This is a genomic window from Chryseobacterium gleum, assembly GCF_900636535.1.
GTDB classification, from domain to species: domain Bacteria; phylum Bacteroidota; class Bacteroidia; order Flavobacteriales; family Weeksellaceae; genus Chryseobacterium; species Chryseobacterium gleum.
This window is the reverse complement of the sequence record NZ_LR134289.1, coordinates 2508624-2525150: the sequence shown is the minus strand read 5'-3', so window position 1 is coordinate 2525150 and position 16527 is coordinate 2508624. Positions and strand designations below refer to the sequence as shown.

The 16527-nt window shown below is 36.7% G+C and carries 21 protein-coding genes; 8 read left to right on the top strand and 13 right to left on the bottom strand.

Annotated features, from left to right (window positions below):
• Positions 1 to 33 precede the first annotated feature (33 nt).
• From EL165_RS11555 to EL165_RS11520, 8 genes are all read right to left on the bottom strand, one after another.
• On the bottom strand, positions 34 to 765 hold the full coding sequence (locus EL165_RS11555; RefSeq protein ID WP_002976942.1) for a class I SAM-dependent methyltransferase: 732 nt from the start codon (positions 763 to 765) through the stop codon (positions 34 to 36).
• Positions 766 to 923: 158 nt separating this feature from the next.
• Complete coding sequence (locus EL165_RS11550) at positions 924 to 1337, bottom strand: SRPBCC family protein (protein WP_002976944.1); 414 nt, start codon at positions 1335 to 1337, stop codon at positions 924 to 926.
• Between the two features lie 2 nt (positions 1338 to 1339).
• Positions 1340 to 1843: an SRPBCC family protein gene (locus tag EL165_RS11545; protein WP_002976947.1), complete on the bottom strand. Its 504-nt coding sequence runs from the start codon at positions 1841 to 1843 to the stop codon at positions 1340 to 1342.
• Positions 1844 to 1887: 44 nt separating this feature from the next.
• Positions 1888 to 2208, bottom strand: a complete 321-nt coding sequence (locus tag EL165_RS11540) for an ArsR/SmtB family transcription factor (protein WP_002976949.1) — start codon at positions 2206 to 2208, stop codon at positions 1888 to 1890.
• Positions 2209 to 2367: 159 nt separating this feature from the next.
• Positions 2368 to 2568, bottom strand: a complete 201-nt coding sequence (locus EL165_RS11535) for a YqaE/Pmp3 family membrane protein (protein ID WP_002976950.1) — start codon at positions 2566 to 2568, stop codon at positions 2368 to 2370.
• A 26-nt stretch (positions 2569 to 2594) separates the two neighbouring features.
• Positions 2595 to 2978 carry a tetratricopeptide repeat protein gene (locus EL165_RS11530; RefSeq protein ID WP_002976952.1) on the bottom strand — a complete coding sequence of 128 codons (384 nt, stop codon included), beginning with the start codon at positions 2976 to 2978 and terminating at the stop codon, positions 2595 to 2597.
• A gap of 144 nt (positions 2979 to 3122) precedes the next feature.
• A complete protein-coding gene (locus EL165_RS11525; RefSeq protein ID WP_002976954.1) occupies positions 3123 to 3536 on the bottom strand; it encodes a hypothetical protein in 414 nt (137 codons plus the stop codon).
• Between the two features lie 16 nt (positions 3537 to 3552).
• A complete protein-coding gene (locus tag EL165_RS11520) occupies positions 3553 to 5571 on the bottom strand; it encodes a M3 family metallopeptidase (protein ID WP_002976956.1) in 2019 nt (672 codons plus the stop codon).
• Positions 5572 to 5780: 209 nt separating this feature from the next.
• Between EL165_RS11520 and EL165_RS11515 the strand changes: the two genes are divergently transcribed.
• The 5 genes from EL165_RS11515 to rimM all read left to right on the top strand — a co-directional run bounded on the left by EL165_RS11515 (position 5781) and on the right by rimM (position 8868).
• Complete coding sequence (locus EL165_RS11515; RefSeq protein ID WP_002976958.1) at positions 5781 to 6311, top strand: SRPBCC family protein; 531 nt, start codon at positions 5781 to 5783, stop codon at positions 6309 to 6311.
• Positions 6312 to 6450: 139 nt separating this feature from the next.
• Entirely contained in the window at positions 6451 to 6900 is a 450-nt protein-coding gene (locus EL165_RS11510) for a hypothetical protein (RefSeq protein ID WP_002976960.1), read from the top strand.
• Between the two features lie 132 nt (positions 6901 to 7032).
• On the top strand, positions 7033 to 7545 hold the full coding sequence (locus EL165_RS11505; protein WP_002976963.1) for a nitroreductase family protein: 513 nt from the start codon (positions 7033 to 7035) through the stop codon (positions 7543 to 7545).
• A gap of 202 nt (positions 7546 to 7747) precedes the next feature.
• Positions 7748 to 8311 (top strand): 30S ribosomal protein S16, encoded by a 564-nt coding sequence (locus EL165_RS11500; RefSeq protein ID WP_002976965.1) that lies wholly within the window; start codon positions 7748 to 7750, stop codon positions 8309 to 8311.
• A gap of 14 nt (positions 8312 to 8325) precedes the next feature.
• Positions 8326 to 8868 (top strand): ribosome maturation factor RimM, encoded by a 543-nt coding sequence (gene rimM, locus EL165_RS11495; RefSeq protein WP_002976967.1) that lies wholly within the window; start codon positions 8326 to 8328, stop codon positions 8866 to 8868.
• A 41-nt stretch (positions 8869 to 8909) separates the two neighbouring features.
• Here the strand turns inward: rimM and EL165_RS11490 are convergent, their stop codons facing one another.
• The 5 genes from EL165_RS11490 to EL165_RS11470 form a co-directional block, all read right to left on the bottom strand.
• Positions 8910 to 10562: a serine hydrolase domain-containing protein gene (locus tag EL165_RS11490; protein WP_002976970.1), complete on the bottom strand. Its 1653-nt coding sequence runs from the start codon at positions 10560 to 10562 to the stop codon at positions 8910 to 8912.
• Between the two features lie 85 nt (positions 10563 to 10647).
• On the bottom strand, positions 10648 to 11562 hold the full coding sequence (locus EL165_RS11485) for a helix-turn-helix domain-containing protein (RefSeq protein ID WP_002976971.1): 915 nt from the start codon (positions 11560 to 11562) through the stop codon (positions 10648 to 10650).
• Between the two features lie 90 nt (positions 11563 to 11652).
• Positions 11653 to 12492: an SDR family NAD(P)-dependent oxidoreductase gene (locus EL165_RS11480; RefSeq protein WP_002976973.1), complete on the bottom strand. Its 840-nt coding sequence runs from the start codon at positions 12490 to 12492 to the stop codon at positions 11653 to 11655.
• Between the two features lie 119 nt (positions 12493 to 12611).
• The gene (locus EL165_RS11475) at positions 12612 to 13418 is read right to left on the bottom strand and encodes a helix-turn-helix transcriptional regulator (protein ID WP_002976975.1); all 807 of its coding nucleotides are present in this window, start codon (positions 13416 to 13418) and stop codon (positions 12612 to 12614) included.
• Entirely contained in the window at positions 13415 to 14344 is a 930-nt protein-coding gene (locus tag EL165_RS11470) for a helix-turn-helix domain-containing protein (protein ID WP_002976976.1), read from the bottom strand. Before EL165_RS11470 ends, EL165_RS11475 begins: the two co-directional genes overlap by 4 nt.
• 347 nt (positions 14345 to 14691) lie before the next feature.
• Here EL165_RS11470 and EL165_RS11465 point away from each other — a divergent pair, with 347 nt between their 5' ends.
• Genes EL165_RS11465 through EL165_RS11455 form a run of 3 tightly spaced genes read left to right on the top strand, consistent with a single transcriptional unit; the run spans position 14692 to position 16463 of the window.
• Positions 14692 to 15330 (top strand): hypothetical protein, encoded by a 639-nt coding sequence (locus tag EL165_RS11465; RefSeq protein WP_002976978.1) that lies wholly within the window; start codon positions 14692 to 14694, stop codon positions 15328 to 15330.
• On the top strand, positions 15327 to 15791 hold the full coding sequence (locus EL165_RS11460; protein ID WP_002976980.1) for a hypothetical protein: 465 nt from the start codon (positions 15327 to 15329) through the stop codon (positions 15789 to 15791). The genes EL165_RS11465 and EL165_RS11460 overlap by 4 nt, the downstream gene beginning before the upstream one ends.
• 30 nt (positions 15792 to 15821) lie before the next feature.
• Complete coding sequence (locus tag EL165_RS11455; RefSeq protein WP_002976981.1) at positions 15822 to 16463, top strand: hypothetical protein; 642 nt, start codon at positions 15822 to 15824, stop codon at positions 16461 to 16463.
• Positions 16464 to 16527 lie beyond the last annotated feature (64 nt).

The following is a 16527-nucleotide window of genomic DNA, read 5'->3' as shown; positions in this document are numbered from 1 at the left end:
TTTTTAAGGATATTTCCTTACACTCTTTCCAAATTATTTTTCAACAGAGATCAATAGCATCATAGGCCTGCGGAGTTCTTCCTTCATTTCCGGAATTTCTTTTATCATCTCTTGGCTGGGTTCAGGTTCTGTGACTTCTTTGATGGTGAAGCCATGTTTTAATAAAGTATTTAAATATGACGTTAAAGTGCGGTGGTATTTGATAACATTTTCTCCCAGAAAAGTAGTGTTTCTTTTTCCCTCCAGAAAATAGCGGTCCACAGGCCAGCTGATTTTTTCTCCGTTTTTATCATATATCCAGTCCTGGCCGCCTTCAGCTGTGAAAACAGGGTGTTCTACTGAGAAAACAAATGACCCGCCGGGAGTAAGCCATTGGTAAATATTATGGACCATACTATCGAATGATTCTACATAATGCAAAGTAAGTGAGCTGAGTATCACATCAAATTTTTCAGCAGGGTAGTCAACATCTTCAAGGGCTTTTCTTTCATATTGAATCCCTTCCAGATTGTTGATTTCTTTAGCTTTGGATAACATTCTTTCCGAAAGATCAATTCCAATGACGGATTTTGCTCCGTTTTCCATAGCATAACGGCAATGCCAACCGAAACCGCATCCAAGGTCGAGCACATTCTTCCCATGAAAATCAGGAAGCATATTTTTTAAAGTATGCCATTCTCCGGCTCCTTCCAGTCCGATTTGAGAGCGGAGCATCTTTTCATACTGGTCAAAAAATGACGGGTTGTCGTATTTATTTTCTTTCATAATAGCAGAGAATTTATCATTACAACATTTCTTACCGAAAATAAGAGCTATGTAAATTTACAACAATTATATCGGAATTCTGAGAGGCTCTGACTGAAAAGCAAAAGCTGAATGTCCCGCATCCAGCTTTATATCCTTGTTTTCCGATCTGGAACTTTTTAGTTCGTTTCCGTATACTTTTTGAAATTATCAAGAATTGCCTGCCAGCCTCCTTTCTGCATTTCTTCCGGATTTTGGTTTTCGGGATCGAAAGCTACATTCAGATGAGTTTGTCCGTTATTTTCTTTAAAATCGACATGAACCTCTCTTCCGTCAGGCATAGTATATGTAAAGTTTTTACCTTCATTTATTTCATTATAAACAGCTTCAAAATCGAAACCGAAACTTCCGTCTTTCGCTTCCATTCTGGCTGCATATTTTCCTCCGACTTTCATATCATTGGAAGCGAAAGGGCACTGCCATGAAGGATCTGCGAAATTCCACCGTGTGATATGCTCCGGATTGGTATAGTAATCCCATACTTTTTGTGCATCTGCATTGATGGTTGCAGAAACTGTGATTTTGTTGCTCATGTTTATTGATTTAATGTTAATAGTAATTCATCAAGTTTTTCAAGCGTTGCAATCATTCCCTGCTCCATGCCCATTTCGATAATGGTTTCCAGATCAGTTAAAGATTCATAGCTTACAATGGTTTCTACAAGAGTATTTTCATTTTTATCTGTGAAAGTTACTGTCCATTCTGCCTGTGGGAGACTGGTGTTGATCTCTCCTTTTTCATTGCAGAATGAATCGCTTGAAGTATATGAATCTATTGGGTTGATCTTATGGTAGCTTACCCAGCCCCAATATTCTGTTCCGTTAGGCTCCACCATGGCATAATGCCAATGTCCTCCTTCACGGAAATCCATTGATTTTGTTTTGGTGGTCAGTGGTTTCGGGGCAAACCAACGGTCAAGAAGTTCACTTTTTGTATAACAGTCCCAGACCATTTGTCTGTTGGCCATAAATTCACGTCTGATAGTGAGAGTGTTCTTTTCTTTGTCTGCAAGAAAATCGAACTGAAGATGATGTTTCATGATAGTATTTTTATAGTTTGTTTTTGATTTTATGTTGTCAAATTTTATTTCTGCTGGCTTTTCAATGTGGCCAGTAAAGTGTCAAGCTGTTCGAAGCGGCTTTCCCAAATCCTTCTGAACTGTTCCAGCCAATGATCTATTTCTTTCATTTTATCAATTTCCAACACGTAATAAATTTCTCTTCCCTGGTGATTTTGAGTTACCAGTTCGCACTCCGTCAGGATTTTCAGGTGTTTTGAAACAGCCTGTCTTGTGGTGTCAAAATGCTCTGCTATGGCATTCGGTGTCATGGCCTGTACTGCGATCAGCGCAATGATGGCCCGGCGTGTGGGATCAGCTATAGCCTGAAAAATATCTCTTCTCATAAACAATGATTTTTAAATGAAACCATATGGTTGCAAATATATGCGCAACTTTTCGGTTTCGCAAATTTTTTTTGAAAAAATTACTAATCAGTAGTTAAAAAAGATCAGATGAATTATTTAAGTGTTTTACAATCAGTTGTTTGATCGCCTTTAGATAGCTTATTTCTTGTTTTGCTTCATGGCTTTAATTAATTTTTCATTCCGTTTATCTGCTCTTTCATTTTGTAAAGAAAGTGCAGCCCAAATGGCAGCGGGGAGCCAGCCGATCAGGGTGATCTGTAAAATCAGACAAATAATCCCAGTGAAAATTTTTCCACGGACAATAAAGGATAAGAAGGGAAGTAAGATAGCCAGTAACATGATTTGAGTTTTAATTAAACTGATTTTTAACGCGATTGAGGATCAAAATAGGCTTTAAAAGTAAGAGGATCTTCCGTTTTATCCTCGGCTTCTTCAAGGTATTCCAGATACTCTTCCTGATGTTTTCCCATATAAACAAGCACAATGGAAAGGTTGATAAACAGGTTTTTGTCTTGAGAACCCAGACTTAATGCCGTCTTTAAGTACTCCAGAGCTTTTTCATTCTCACCCATATCAGAATAAACAGCACCCATATTGATTAAAGCTGAAGTATTTTCAGGCTCAATAAGAAGAATTTCTTCCAGCTCTCTGACCAGCAGATCGTTCAAAGCATCCCATTGATCTTCATTTTCCCATCTTTTAGCCTGAAGTTTTTTTACGTTTTCTAATCTTAGTGTTATACTGCTCATTATTTAAAATTACAAATAGCTATTTGTTGTGTCTTGTTAAGATATTATACAAAGCAACTAATTTACAAATTTCCATCTGATAGCATCATTGTCAACAAAAAAAGAACAGCGATTGCTGTTCTTTTGTACTTTATTATTTTTGATTTACTGAATCAGTTCTTCCAATGTTTTATCCGTTTTCATCAGCTCACCCTGTGGGATCTGATGATGAAGATAAGTGAAAAGCAAATTGGTTACCCAATTGTTTTCAATCTGATGGACAGAGTATGAGCATATTAAACCAAAATCATCAGAAATATAAGCCGGAAGGTCAGAGGAACCTGTAGTTTTGAAGACAGATACAAAAATTTCCTTTCTGATATCACTGATTCTGTCTTCAACCTCCTCATTAGCAACCTTCTCTTCAACAGTGTGATAGGCTTTCATCCATGCATCAGAAAATGCTGCCGAATCCCTGTTATCAAGAATCTCATCAATCTTTTCGGGAGTAATACCGGTAAGTGCCGTTTTCAAAGCATCATTAAAAATGGCTTCCAGCTTATTGATTTTTTCTGTCATAATTTGAATTTATTTTCTATCCGAACGCTCTTTTCAATAAACTTTCCACTTTTGGCTCACTGCCTCTGAAGGCTTTATATAATTCCATCGGATCTTTGGTTCCTCCTGAAGAAAGCAAGACTTTATATTTCGCTGCAATCTCAGGATTGAAAATTCCATTTTCTTTAAAATACTGGAAAGCATCGGCATCCAGAACTTCCGCCCATTTATAGGAATAATATCCTGCAGAATATCCTCCCTGGAAAATGTGTGAAAAACTCGGACTCATAGCTGTTTCTGAATTGGAAGGATAAAGACTTGTTGCTTTTGTGTATTTATCTTCAAACTCTTTTACACTTTCATTTTCCAATTCTTTAACTTTTGTATGGTAGTTCATATCCAGAAGTCCGAAACCTAGTTGTCTTAAAGTCTGATAACCCTCCATAAAGTTTTTGGATTGCTCGATTTTTTCAATTTTTTCGTCAGGAAGAACTTCTCCTGTTTTATAATGTTTTGCAAAAGTTTTCAGGAACTCAGGCTCATAGCAGAAGTTCTCAAGAAACTGAGACGGAAGTTCCACAAAATCCCATTTTACTGAAGTACCTGACAGGGTAGGATATTGGGTATCTGCCATCATTCCGTGAAGTGCGTGCCCGAATTCGTGGAATAAAGTAGTCACTTCCTGGAAGGTCAGTAAACTAGGAGTATCTTTTGTCGGTTTACTAAAGTTGCAGACAATTGAGATGTGCGGACGTGAGTTTTCACCGTTTTGCTTATACTGATTTTTATAGCTGGTCATCCATGCACCGGCTCTTTTCCCTTTTCTCGGGAAATAATCAACGTATAACAAGGATTTATAAGTTCCGTTTTCTTTTACTTCATATACTTTTACATCTTCATGGTATTTCGGGATATCATTTCTCTCTTCAAAAGTAAGCCCGAATAATTTACCTGCCAGTCCGAATACAGCATCCTGTACCTGGTTTAACGGGAAATAAGGTTTCAGTTCCTCATCATTAAGATCAAATTTTGCCTTACGAAGTTTTTCAGCATAATAGGCGTGATCGTAGCTTTGCATCTCCTCAATTCCGTCGGCTTTGGCTAAAGATTTCAATTCTTCAATTTCTTTATCCGCATAGGGCTTTGCTTTGGTTAAAAGCTCATTTAAAAAATCAAAAACTTTTACCGGAGATTTTGCCATTCTTTCTTCCAGAACGAAATCAGCATAGTTTTCATATCCTAAAAGCTCAGCTTTCTGCTGTTTCAGATGAAGAAGTTCTTTAATCAGATTCTGATTGTCAAATTCTCCACCATCGAAGGATTTTTTACCATTCGCAAGTGCCAGTTCCTTTCTAAGTTCACGGTTTTCTGCATAAGTCATGAACGGGATATAACTCGGGTACTGTAAAGTTACCACCCAACCTTCAAGATTTCTTTCCTTCGCTTCCTCAGCATATTGATCAATAATGGCTTCCGGAATTCCTGCAAGATCCTCTTTATGGGAGATATGTTTAAAATAAGCATTCGTTGAAGCCAGTACATTCTGCCCAAACTGTAAAGACTTTAAAGAAAGATCCATGCTGATTTTCTTTAATTTTTCTTTGTCTTCTTCATTCAGTAAAGCTCCGCTTCTTACAAAACCTTTGTAGGTTTCATTCAAAAGCATTTCCTGCTCTTCATTGAGATTATATTTTTCCTTTTCATCGTATACCTTTTTGATTTTGTTGAAAAGGGCTTCATTCTGAGATATTTTTGAAGAATATTCGGTTAAGATCGGCGAAACTTCCTGAGCGATCTGTTGGATTTCGTCACTGGTTTCCGCTGAATTTAAGTTGAAAAAAATATTTGAAACCACATCCAGCTGTTCCCCGGAATAAGCTAATGCTTCAATAACATTTTCAAAAGTGGGTGCTTCAGGATTGTTGACAATAGCATCAATTTCTGCTTCAGATTTTTGAATCAGTTCTTTAAATGCAGGAAGATAATCTTCATTTTTAATGTCACTGAACGGTGCCGAATGGTATGGAGTGTTAAATTTTTCTGTTAAAATATTCATTTTTCGATTTTTATTATAAGTAAATGTAATGATTCGCCGGGAATCACAGCTGAAATGCTCAAAAATAATGCCTTACTGGCAAGTTATGACAAAAATACCTTATCTTTAATTAATCTTGTCATATGGAAAGAAGGAGTGATGTGGGAATATTTAATTTTGGGAACAGATTAAAATCATCATTAAATAATATAACCTTAAATATATAGACTATGAAAACACTCTTAAAAATTATTGGTATCATCATCGTGCTGGTTCTTATATATGCTGTAATTGCTGTGCTTGCTTTCAGTAAAGATTATCACTATGAAAAATCTGTTGTTATCAACGCTCCGCAGGATAAAGTATGGCCTTATGTAGGCACATTAAAAGGATACAATCAGTGGGATCCTTTTTCCAAAGCTGATAAAAACATTGTTATTACCTACTCAGGAAATGGTGATAAAGTAGGCGATTCCTATCATTGGAAAGGAGATAAAAATGTAGGAGAAGGAGAGCAGGCTATCACTGAGCTGGTTCCCAACCAGAAAATGGCTACAAAACTTCATTTTATAAAACCTTTTGAAGGAGATATGAAGGCCAATTTCGTAATGGTTCCTGAAGGAAATGGCACCAAAGTAACATGGATGATTGATAATGAGCTGACTCCTATGATGAAGATCATGAAACCGCTGATGAATGGTAATATGGACAAAATGTTTAGCCAGGGACTTGGAGATCTGAAAAAACTTGCAGAAAAATAAAATGAAAGCCTTGTAAAATCTACAGGGCTTTTTTTTATTATAAATCTTTTTACTGATTCGATTGAGAAGAAGAGTTATTTTATGCCATGTCATTGAAAATTATTTTAAAAATATTATCTTTATATAAAGAATCGATTGTATGGAGAAGATTGTATTTGAAAAAAGTGATATCAGAGACTTTGTGAAAATGACTATCGCAGAGAAAATAGAAAAGCTTAAAAACTTTATCGAATTTACCCTGGAAGCAAGCCGTGACATCAAAAAAACTCCTAAATATGACAGTATGAGAGAAGAAATGCAGGAGGAGATCTACCAGATGCAGCGACAGCTGGGCGCTTTGAATGATCTTAAAAGAAATATGGCAAAAGTACTGAATACAGCTACCCAAAGAGTTCAGCTTGGTTCGTTGGTGATCACCAATAAGGCCCGGTTCTATATTTCCGTATCATTGGGAGAGTTCTTTTTTGAAGGCGACAGATTCTACGCCATTTCTCCGGAAAGCCCGATGGCTAAAAAGATGATAGGAATGAAACCAGGTGATGAGTTTACCCTCAATAAAATCCATCAGAAGATTATAGAAGTGCTGTAATGTGAATGGTGGATTTTCCTTGTAAACAGATAGCTATAATTCTGATAAGCACGGCTTCATCTTTTATTCTCATTTAATATAATAGTTGTTTTAAATACAGCAGATTGAATTCCATGTTGTAAATTTGCAGGTATGAGTAAAGCAACCATTTTAAAAGAAATTATAGAGGAGAGGAGAAGTATTTTCCCGAAAGATTATACTGACAAAGAAATTCCACAGGAAGTTTTAGAGGAAATTTTGCACGCGGCAACATTGGCTCCGAACCATAAACGTACCAAGCCATGGCGTTTTAAAATATTCAAAGGCGAAGAAAAAGCTAAGCTGGCTGCAGAAATGCAGGCAATCTATAAAGCAACCCAACCTGAACAGCTTTTCCTGGAAAAAAAATACAATGACATTGGTTTCAAAATCAATAAAGCTGATGTAGTGGTTTCCATTATTGTTAATTTCAGCGGAATGGTTCCTGAATGGGAAGAAATAGCAGCTACCTCAATGGCTGTTCAGAACATGTATCTTACCTGTACCGCCAACAATATCGGGTGCTACTGGAGCTCTCCCAAAATTGTAGATCACTTGAAAGACTCTCTTACTATCGAAGAAAACCAGAAGTGTCTGGGACTTTTCTATTTGGGTAGTTTGTCTTAAAATAGCCCTGATCGAGCGGCATGTCTGAGCTCTTTTTCTTGTAAAGAAAAAAGCGAGCAGCGAGAGCAGGTTCCCGGCTCCTGAGAAAAAATAATCAGAAATTCTAAAACTTTTTGTCCGGAGCTTTTTACTTCAAACTTTTTTACTATCTTTGCACTCTTAAATATTTAACTGGGACGAGTTCCCATAAAATTCAAACATTATGTCAGTAAAAATCAGATTACAAAGACACGGTAAAAAAGGAAAGCCTTTTTTCCACATCGTGGTTGCAGATTCTAGAGCTAGAAGAGATGGTAGATTCATCGAGAAACTAGGAACTTACAACCCAATTACTAATCCAGCAACTATCGAATTGAACGTTGATTCTGCTGTAAAGTGGTTAAACAACGGTGCTCAGCCTACTGATACTGCTAGAGCTATTCTATCTTACAAAGGTGCTCTTTACAAAAAACACTTACAAGGTGGTGTAGCTAAAGGTGCTTTTGACGAAGCTGAAGCTGAAAAAAGATTCAATGCTTGGGTAGAAGCTAAAGATGCTAAAGTACAAGGTAAAGTAGAAGGTTTAGCTACAGCTAAAGCTGATGCTAAGAAAGCTGCTTTAGATGCTGAAGTAAAAGTAAACGAAGCTAGAATCGCTGCTGCTGCACAAGCTGAAGCTGATGCTAAAGCTGCTGAAGAAGCTGCAAACGCACCTGCTGAAGAAGTTGCTGAAGCTACAGAAGGAGAAGCTCCTGCTGCTGAAACTGAAGAAAACACTGAAGCTTAAGAACAAACCCTGTTATGCGTAAAGAAGATTGCTATTTTTTAGGAAAAATCACACGCAGACATGGACTTGCGGGTAACGTAATCCTTAAACTGGATACCGATCAACCCGAGCTTTACAATAAATTGGAATCAATATTCGTTGAAATCAACGGATTATTGGTTCCATTTTTTATTGAAAAAACATCATGGAGCAAGCTTGATGCTCTGAATATTGCATTCAAAAACTCTTCTGAAGCACTGGTAGATCAGGTTTTAGGTAAAAGCGTTTACCTTCCTCTTTCCACATTGCCTAAACTTTCAGGAAAACAATTCTATTACCACGAGATTATCGGATTTGAAATTTTTGATCAGGATGATCATAACTGTGGAGTGATCAGATCCGTAAACGATCAGACGGCACAGGTGTATTTCATTACAAATCTGGACGGAAAAGAAGTGGTGATTCCTATGATCAAAGACTGGATTCTTGAAGTTGACAGAGAAGAAAGAACCATCAAAATGGAACTTCCTGAAGGTCTTATTGATGTTTTTCTGATTCCTTCGAAGAAAGACGAATAGTTTTGCAATAAGCAATTACTATTCTTACTCATTTTTCCACATTACTCATTACTAATTTTTAAGGCGGGTAAAAGATATTCCTGTACTATTTTATCGGCTTGCTGATGAGCATAAGGTTTGTTATATGCCCTGGCTGTAATCACAATCACAACTGGAATCCCAGTAAACATAATGATTTTATTTCCTCCGTTTCCACTGGATTGAAATGCTTCAAAGCTTCTATTTCCGGCAGTGTAAACTTTTCTCCAGAATAAATATCCGTAGCCTTCAAAATCAGAATGATCTGTAAAATAATTGGTGAACGATTTCTTTACCCAATCTTTATCTAAAATAGTTTTTCCATTCCAGACCCCGTTATTTTTATACAGCTGTCCGAATTTTGCAAAATCGAGAGCTCTCATGCGTAATCCTCCTGCCAGTGAAGGCTTTTGCTGTGGAGTGAATTGCCATTGATAACGGGTGATTCCAAGAGGCTGAAACAACTTTTTGTCTGCATAATTTTTTAAACCTTCAGGAACTGTTTTATCCAGAATATCTCCGGTTACTACAACGCCTGCTGTGAAATAACTCCATTTTTGCCCTATTTCATTCCCGGACATTGGCAGATCCAATGCAAACTTTACCCAGTTATCCGTCGGATACATATTTTCTTCATTGCCGGGAGATTCGGAATCATCATCATTTCCTTCAAAACCGGAGCTCATTGTCAGTAAGCTTTTTATAGTGACATTGTCTTTTTGAACAGAGTAATTTTTAAATTGTTTTAAGTCATAAAACTCTTTTAAATACTGGTTTTCGCTCTTTAAATACCGTTCTTTGACCGCAATTCCCGTTAAAGCTGAAGAAAAAGATTTGCCTACTGATCTTGTATCCTGCAGAGAATCTCTCCCTGAACCGTTAAAATATTCTTCCAGAAGTAGTTTTCCATCTTTTATGATTACAATTCCTGTCAGATCTTTAAATCTGTTTTCGGCAATTTTCCTATTCAGAGCTCTGATGATTTCAGTATTAATTTTTTCTTTGGAAATCTTCCAGCCGCTGTTGGGCAGAACAGGTTGAAGAGCGATCTGTTTTTCCGGAATGTTTTGGGAAGGAACAGTAAGGTTGATCTGTCCTTCTGCAATGACAGGTCCTGTTTTGATGTTGCTCACTTTCAGATAAGGACGGATTTCAATTTTTAAAATGTGATTTCCTGCAGTCAGCGCATCAATTCCGTCATGAGCCATGTAAAAACGCATCCATAAATATCTTCCCCATGAGTCTTCATTCTTACTGCTGAGAAGAGGAATCTGTAATGCTGTTTTGAACTTTTTATTTTCCGGGGTACCAGCTCCAGTGTTAAGATTTTCTGTGTAGATCAGTTTTCCGTCAACATAGAATGAAAACTGGTAATTGCCATTTTTCAACAACTCATCTACAGTCAAGCTGGGTTCAAGCTGACGAAGATAATTAACAAGTGAATTGTCGAAAAAAGCGTAGATACCCAGATCCCCATTTTCCTGAAATAGGGAGGAAGTAAGAATATACGGATCTTTAAGGTTTTCCAGGGAGATAGTTTTATTGAGAAAAATAATTTTTCCGGAATATTTTTTCTGGAGGAGATTTTCAATTTTTTCAGGATTGACAATATTGCTGTTTTGCCCTTGGTAAAGACAAAATATAAAATTAAAGATCAATAATAGAAATGGTTTCATCTCAAAGAAGTATTTAAACAAAAATAGTAAACTTCTTCAGGGTAAAATAGAATGAAATTAACATTACTGCTTACAAATCAAACCTTTAATTGAAAAGTTTTCTGAATTCTCCCGGTGACTGATTTGTTTTTTGTTTGAAAAGTTTGCTGAAAGACTGCGGATGTTCAAATCCCAGCTCATAAGCAATTTCACTTACAGACAGACTCGTTGTGCTCAAACGTTCTTTAGCCAGATCAATCAATTTATTCTGAATATGCTGCTGTGTGTTTTGCTGCGTATGCAGACGGAGCAAAGTTCCCAGATAGTTGGGTGAAATATTCATTTGCTCGGCAATACATTTCACCGATGGAATCCCGTTTTCAAGAAGATTGCCGTTTTCAAAATATCGGGAAAGAATATCTTCAAACTTATGCAGCAGCTCATGGCTTGATTTCTTTCGGGTAAAAAACTGCCTTTCATAAAAGCGGTCTGAATAAATCAATAACAATTCAATCTGGGCAATAATCAGATCCTGCGTGAATTTATCGATATTGGCCATGTATTCCCTTTCGATATTTTTAAGGATATCAACAATCACTTTCTCCTCTTTATCAGAAAGAAAGAGAGCTTCCTTCACCTGATAACTGAAAAAATCATAGGATTTTATTTTCTTGGTCAATGAGGTATTCCACAGAAAATCAGGATGAATTAACAGTAAAAAGCCCGTTGGTTCCACTTCAACATCAGGATCAATCTCCAGACTTAAATACTGTTGAGGGGAAACAAAGCACAATACTCCTGAATCAAAATCGTATTGCTGCTGTCCATAATTGAATTTTGGACTGACATTTTTTTTCAGACCGATAGAGTAAAAATTCTGAATCCAGCTCAATTCTTCATTTTCTACAACATAGCGGACCTTGCTGTAATCTATCAGGCTGATCAGCGGGTGATCAGGATTCGGAAGACCACAGAAAGCATGAAAATCTGAAATGGTATTAAAACGAACGGGCTGTTTCATAATAGCTAATTTAGTTGTTTTTGTAAAAAGTTTAATGAAAGACTTCGGCTCTGCTTAATCAAAACAGAGCCGAAGAATATCATAGTAAAGCTAGATCGCAGTTGAAACTGTCAGGTTTTCCCATTTTTCAGCATCTTTCTTTAAAATATCAATCTTGTTGTTCAGAAACTCCATGGTTCCTACTCCTAATAATAAATGTACAGGAGGATTTTTCTCTTTGCTGATCTGGATCAGAACATCGGCAGCTTTTACCGGATCATTCGGCTGGTTGCCATTGATTTCATTAAGGTGGGCCTGTTCAGAACTTCTTGCTGCTTCATAGGCCTGAATCGGACTTGAAGGGGTTTTCACAGAGTCTTTATTCAAGAAATCGGTACGGAAATAGCCGGGATAAACAACGGTAGCATGAACTCCGAAGTCTTTTACCTCTTCCGCCAGCGCTTCTGTAAAACCGGCAACGGCGAATTTTGTAGAGCAGTAGATTCCCCAGCCCGGAAAATTTCCTGAATAACCGCCGACCGATGAAATATTGAAGATATTTCCTGATCTTTGCTCACGAAGATAAGGCATCGCATTTCTGATCACATTTAATGTTCCGAAAACATTCACAGCATAATTTTCTCTGGCTTCCTCGTCGGTAAGCTCCTCAAGAGTTCCAATCTGTCCGTAACCTGCATTGTTGACCACTACATCAAGTCTTCCGAAATGATCAACTGTTTTTTTAATAGCAGATCTGATATCATTGTTATCTGTAATATTGACGCTGAGAGGAAGGAAATTTTCTGAAGTTTCTCCGATTGAAGAGACCAGGGATTCAACGGTACGGCTGGTTGCAGCAACCTGAAACCCTTCGGATAATAATTTCTTTACCAACTCGAATCCTAAGCCTTTTGAAGCTCCTGTCACGAACCATACTTTTTTTGTTTCCATTGTAAATATTTTTTTGTTTAAATGATGGTACAAAGATGGAAAGTCAGAAAGAGGAAAATGTAGCCGAATCGGGGAATGATGTATCCAAATCGTGAATGATGATTTAATACGAGAAGACTTTAATAGTTTTTCAGAAGATTCCTGTATTTCAAAGGGGTGATTCCGAGGTTTTCTTTAAAGCACCGGATAAAATGACTCTGGTCCGAAAAGCCGCATTCCAGCGCAATATCCGTTAAAGAAGAAGGAGAATGGAGAAGCTTGATGGATTTGTTGACCTTTATTTTCCGGATATATTCTCCCAGGTTACAATGGAAATATTTATGAAAATCTCTGCTTAAATGAACAGGATGGATATTCAGGGTTTCAGAAATTCCGGTAAGTGTAAGGTTTTCAGCAGAGTTCTCGTGTAAAATCTCATTAATCTGATTTACCCAGACAGGTTTTCTTTCTTTGCTTCCTTTTTCTTGAGTCAGTTCGCTGAAAAGATGCAACAGAAGCTGAGTGGCAGAGGATTCAAAAGAAGTGTCATTCATTTTGGTTTCTTTGAATAACTGCCAAATCAGGAGTTTTAAAGCCGGATTTTTTATGGCAAAGCTGCCTTCGGCTTTATTTTTCGGGATATCAAACTGATCAAACCAATCTTGAGTAATTTCTATGTGGAAGCCCCGTGTAAAAATATCAGGTTTAATATTATAATGTGGATCTTGCCAATGATGATACAGCAATGTTCCGGCAGAGCAGCCGTAAGTTTCTTTCCGGTTTCCTTCTGTCATATTCCCCTGAAGCAGAAAGGTAAAGTAAGCGTTCTCATGATAATGCCAGTCTACATAGGGATGTGTATATTCCGTATCAGTAATGGTCAATCCATCTAAATTGATCATCTGATGGGTTTCCCCAAAATATTCGCCGTTTCGAAGAGTATTCATAATACATTCTGTTTTAAACGGTCAATCTGTTCATACATTTTATTAAAAAATATTTTCCTTTCCCGGTTTCCGGATTCATTCAGAGATTTTGAGTTTTTGATCTGATGCTCAAAATAGCTCAGTGAATCTTCACAGGTTATCTTGTCATTGGTCATCATATATCCGAACATACTGAAAGGGACAAAAAAAGAACACTGTTCTTCATTTTTGAATAAAATACTGTTGTTTAAAATGACCAAATCATTCACATAGATCTGAAAATTAGTTTTTTCCAGCGTTTTAATTTCCAGGCTTTCCAATAGTTTTTTCAGATCATCCAGGATAAGAGTTGCTTCATTTTCCTTCAGTAATCCCATTTCATTATAAAACGAAATCTGTCTCAGGGCACTCATAATGGTAGTGTCATTCCAGATTTCAGTTACGTTTTGTTTATCATAAAGCTCTTTCAGCATTTCATTTTTTACAGAATGATATTCCATTTTAAATTCATGGAACGGACTTAAAAACTTATCCTGATTCAGCAGATTCATCCAGACATAAAACTTGAAACGGGACAGGATAGAATCTGAAATGGTATAGAAAAAAGGGATGTCTTTTGCAGAATAAAATACTTTGGAATCAGCAATATTCTGAAAAACATTCAGAATTTTTAAAGAGTTTTCAAAGTAATTCAAAAGGTCTTCTGTGGTTTTTACAGGCTGTGTTCTTTTGACAACCAACTGGTTTTCTGTTCCCAGAAACTGATCCAGTGAGATCTGATAATATCTGGCGAGTTCCAGCGCTTCTTCAAAACTGAATTTAGCTTTCATAGAAGTTCTTCTGTGCGCTGCATCGTAGCTGATATTAAGAATATTGGCAATCTCATCATTTAAAGATTTTTCACCTATTTTTCTTCGGATTTCCTTCAATAAAGCCTCCTGGTGCATAGTTTTGTGATTTTCACAAATGTAGTATTTTTTGTGGAGAAAGCTTTTGATTTTCTGCTATGAAGGCTGGAAGCCTGAGGCTGGGAGAAGGGAAGTATTGGATGTCAAAAGAATAAATAACCGTTTACTGCATCAATAGGATTTATAATCATTATTGCTATTTATCACTTAAAGTAACTTCCAGCCTCCTTTTTCCCACTTCCAGCCCGCTTATATTAGTTAACACTTCATTTCTCATCTACATATTTGTGATTTTCGCAAACAGTATAATTTTTTTAATTTTTTTTCACATTTGGAGCTGTGTGTTCTGCCGATAATTTTGAACTGTAATTTTAAAATAATGAATTATGAAAACACGAATTTTAATAACAGCAGTTCTTTTAGTCCACGGTCTGATATACGCATCAGACAGTCTGAAGGTTGATTCTTTGAAACCAAGATTAATTGCAGCATCACCCTCAAAGAATGTCCGGAATGTCAACGGGATTTTATTTAAATATTTTGATGAGGAAGATCATTTTAAGCCCAAAAAAGTAAACGGCTTAGGAATGGGATTCAATTTTGTGGGCATTTTCCTGCCGCCATTGATGCTTTTCAATTTACAGCCACCAGGAAACCATGATTATGTAATTGTTCCCCGTAAAAAGATGAATACCATTAACGGACTGCAGTTGTCAATCATCAACATGGAGCCTACTGTCACAAACGGATTGGAAATTAATGTATCGAGTAATATCAATACGTATGCAGTGACCAATGGAATGTCTGTTTCTCCGTTTTTTAATGTGCATCACGAGATGAAAGGAGTTTCTGTAGCGCCACTGGCAAATATTGGTCAGAAATGCCGGGGAATTCAGATCGGGTTGTATAATCAATGTAAGGATTTCAGAGGAATCCAGATTGGCGGATGGAATGAGAACGGAAGGAGGAAACTTCCTCTCATCAACTGGAATTTTAAGAAACAGAAAGTAAATAAGACGTTATGAAGAAGTTTGTAGTAATCTCTGCACTATTTCTTAATGGTTTTCTGCAAGCCCAGTTCGAAGAAGTCAAAGAGAAAAAGTGGCTGGTCATTCTTCTCAGCACCAGAATTGAAGGAACTTCAATGGATAAAAAGGCATTTCTATCAATAGGAACAAAATTGACTGATGGTGATAAGAATTATTATAGCTTAAGGGGACATTTTAACTGGTGGGACGAAAGAAAATTGCTGGTTATTCCGGAGTTTGATTATTTCAGAAAGGTAGTTTCATTTCAGGATGGTGCCGAGATATCAGCTTTTTATGCTGGAGCAGGAATTTCCCCTTATGCCGTTTCCCCAAAGGCGGGAATCAGTTTTTACCACTTCTTTTGCGCAGAATTCGGGTATAATTTTGAATATAATACGTATAAACCGTTTCCTATTAAAGGGTTCCGCTTCGGTTTAGGAATTAACCTTGTTTTTTAAAAATTATGAACAAAAATTAAATAGCCAACCATGAAAAATTATAAACTGATCTTATTTTTATTGATGCTATCTGCACGCATTTTTTCACAAAATACAATGAATGATACCTTAAAAACAAATATTGAAGAACCTTTCGATTATAAAAAATATTATGATTGTGATTTTGGAGAAGGGAATGTTTTGATTGTCATTAAAAAAGGAAAAGAATTTACAGATCTTACAGATTTAAGAAAATCCGGAAAAGGTTTTGCCATTAAAATGGAAGCGATCTATAGTATGGAATTTGCGGATGGGCAGAGATATGAATCAAGTGTGGTGAAAAGTATTACCCAGGACAGTATTTCAATCACGAATTTTTTCAATGAGAATGCTGCGAAGCTTGCAGGACAGCCCTTTAAATTAATTACTTATCCTTTGTCATCTCTGAAGTATGTCCGTTTTATTGATGACAGAATGTTGTCCTTGTATAGCAAAAGAAATATCCAGAAGAACTTCAATATGATGGTGAAAAAAATGGATCACGCTAAAATGTGTCCTGCAGTGATTCAATTTAGAGATAGAAACAATGAAATGAAAGTCTGTCATTTCTATCTGACCTCTCAGGGCTATGATCTTCTCTATGAGAACAACGGAAGAGTATATTATATGGAAGGTAAAATAGAATGGAAATAACTTTTGAAGAGAGTGCATTTTCAGCCTGTACTCTCTTTTTGTATTTATCATCATTAATTTTAAT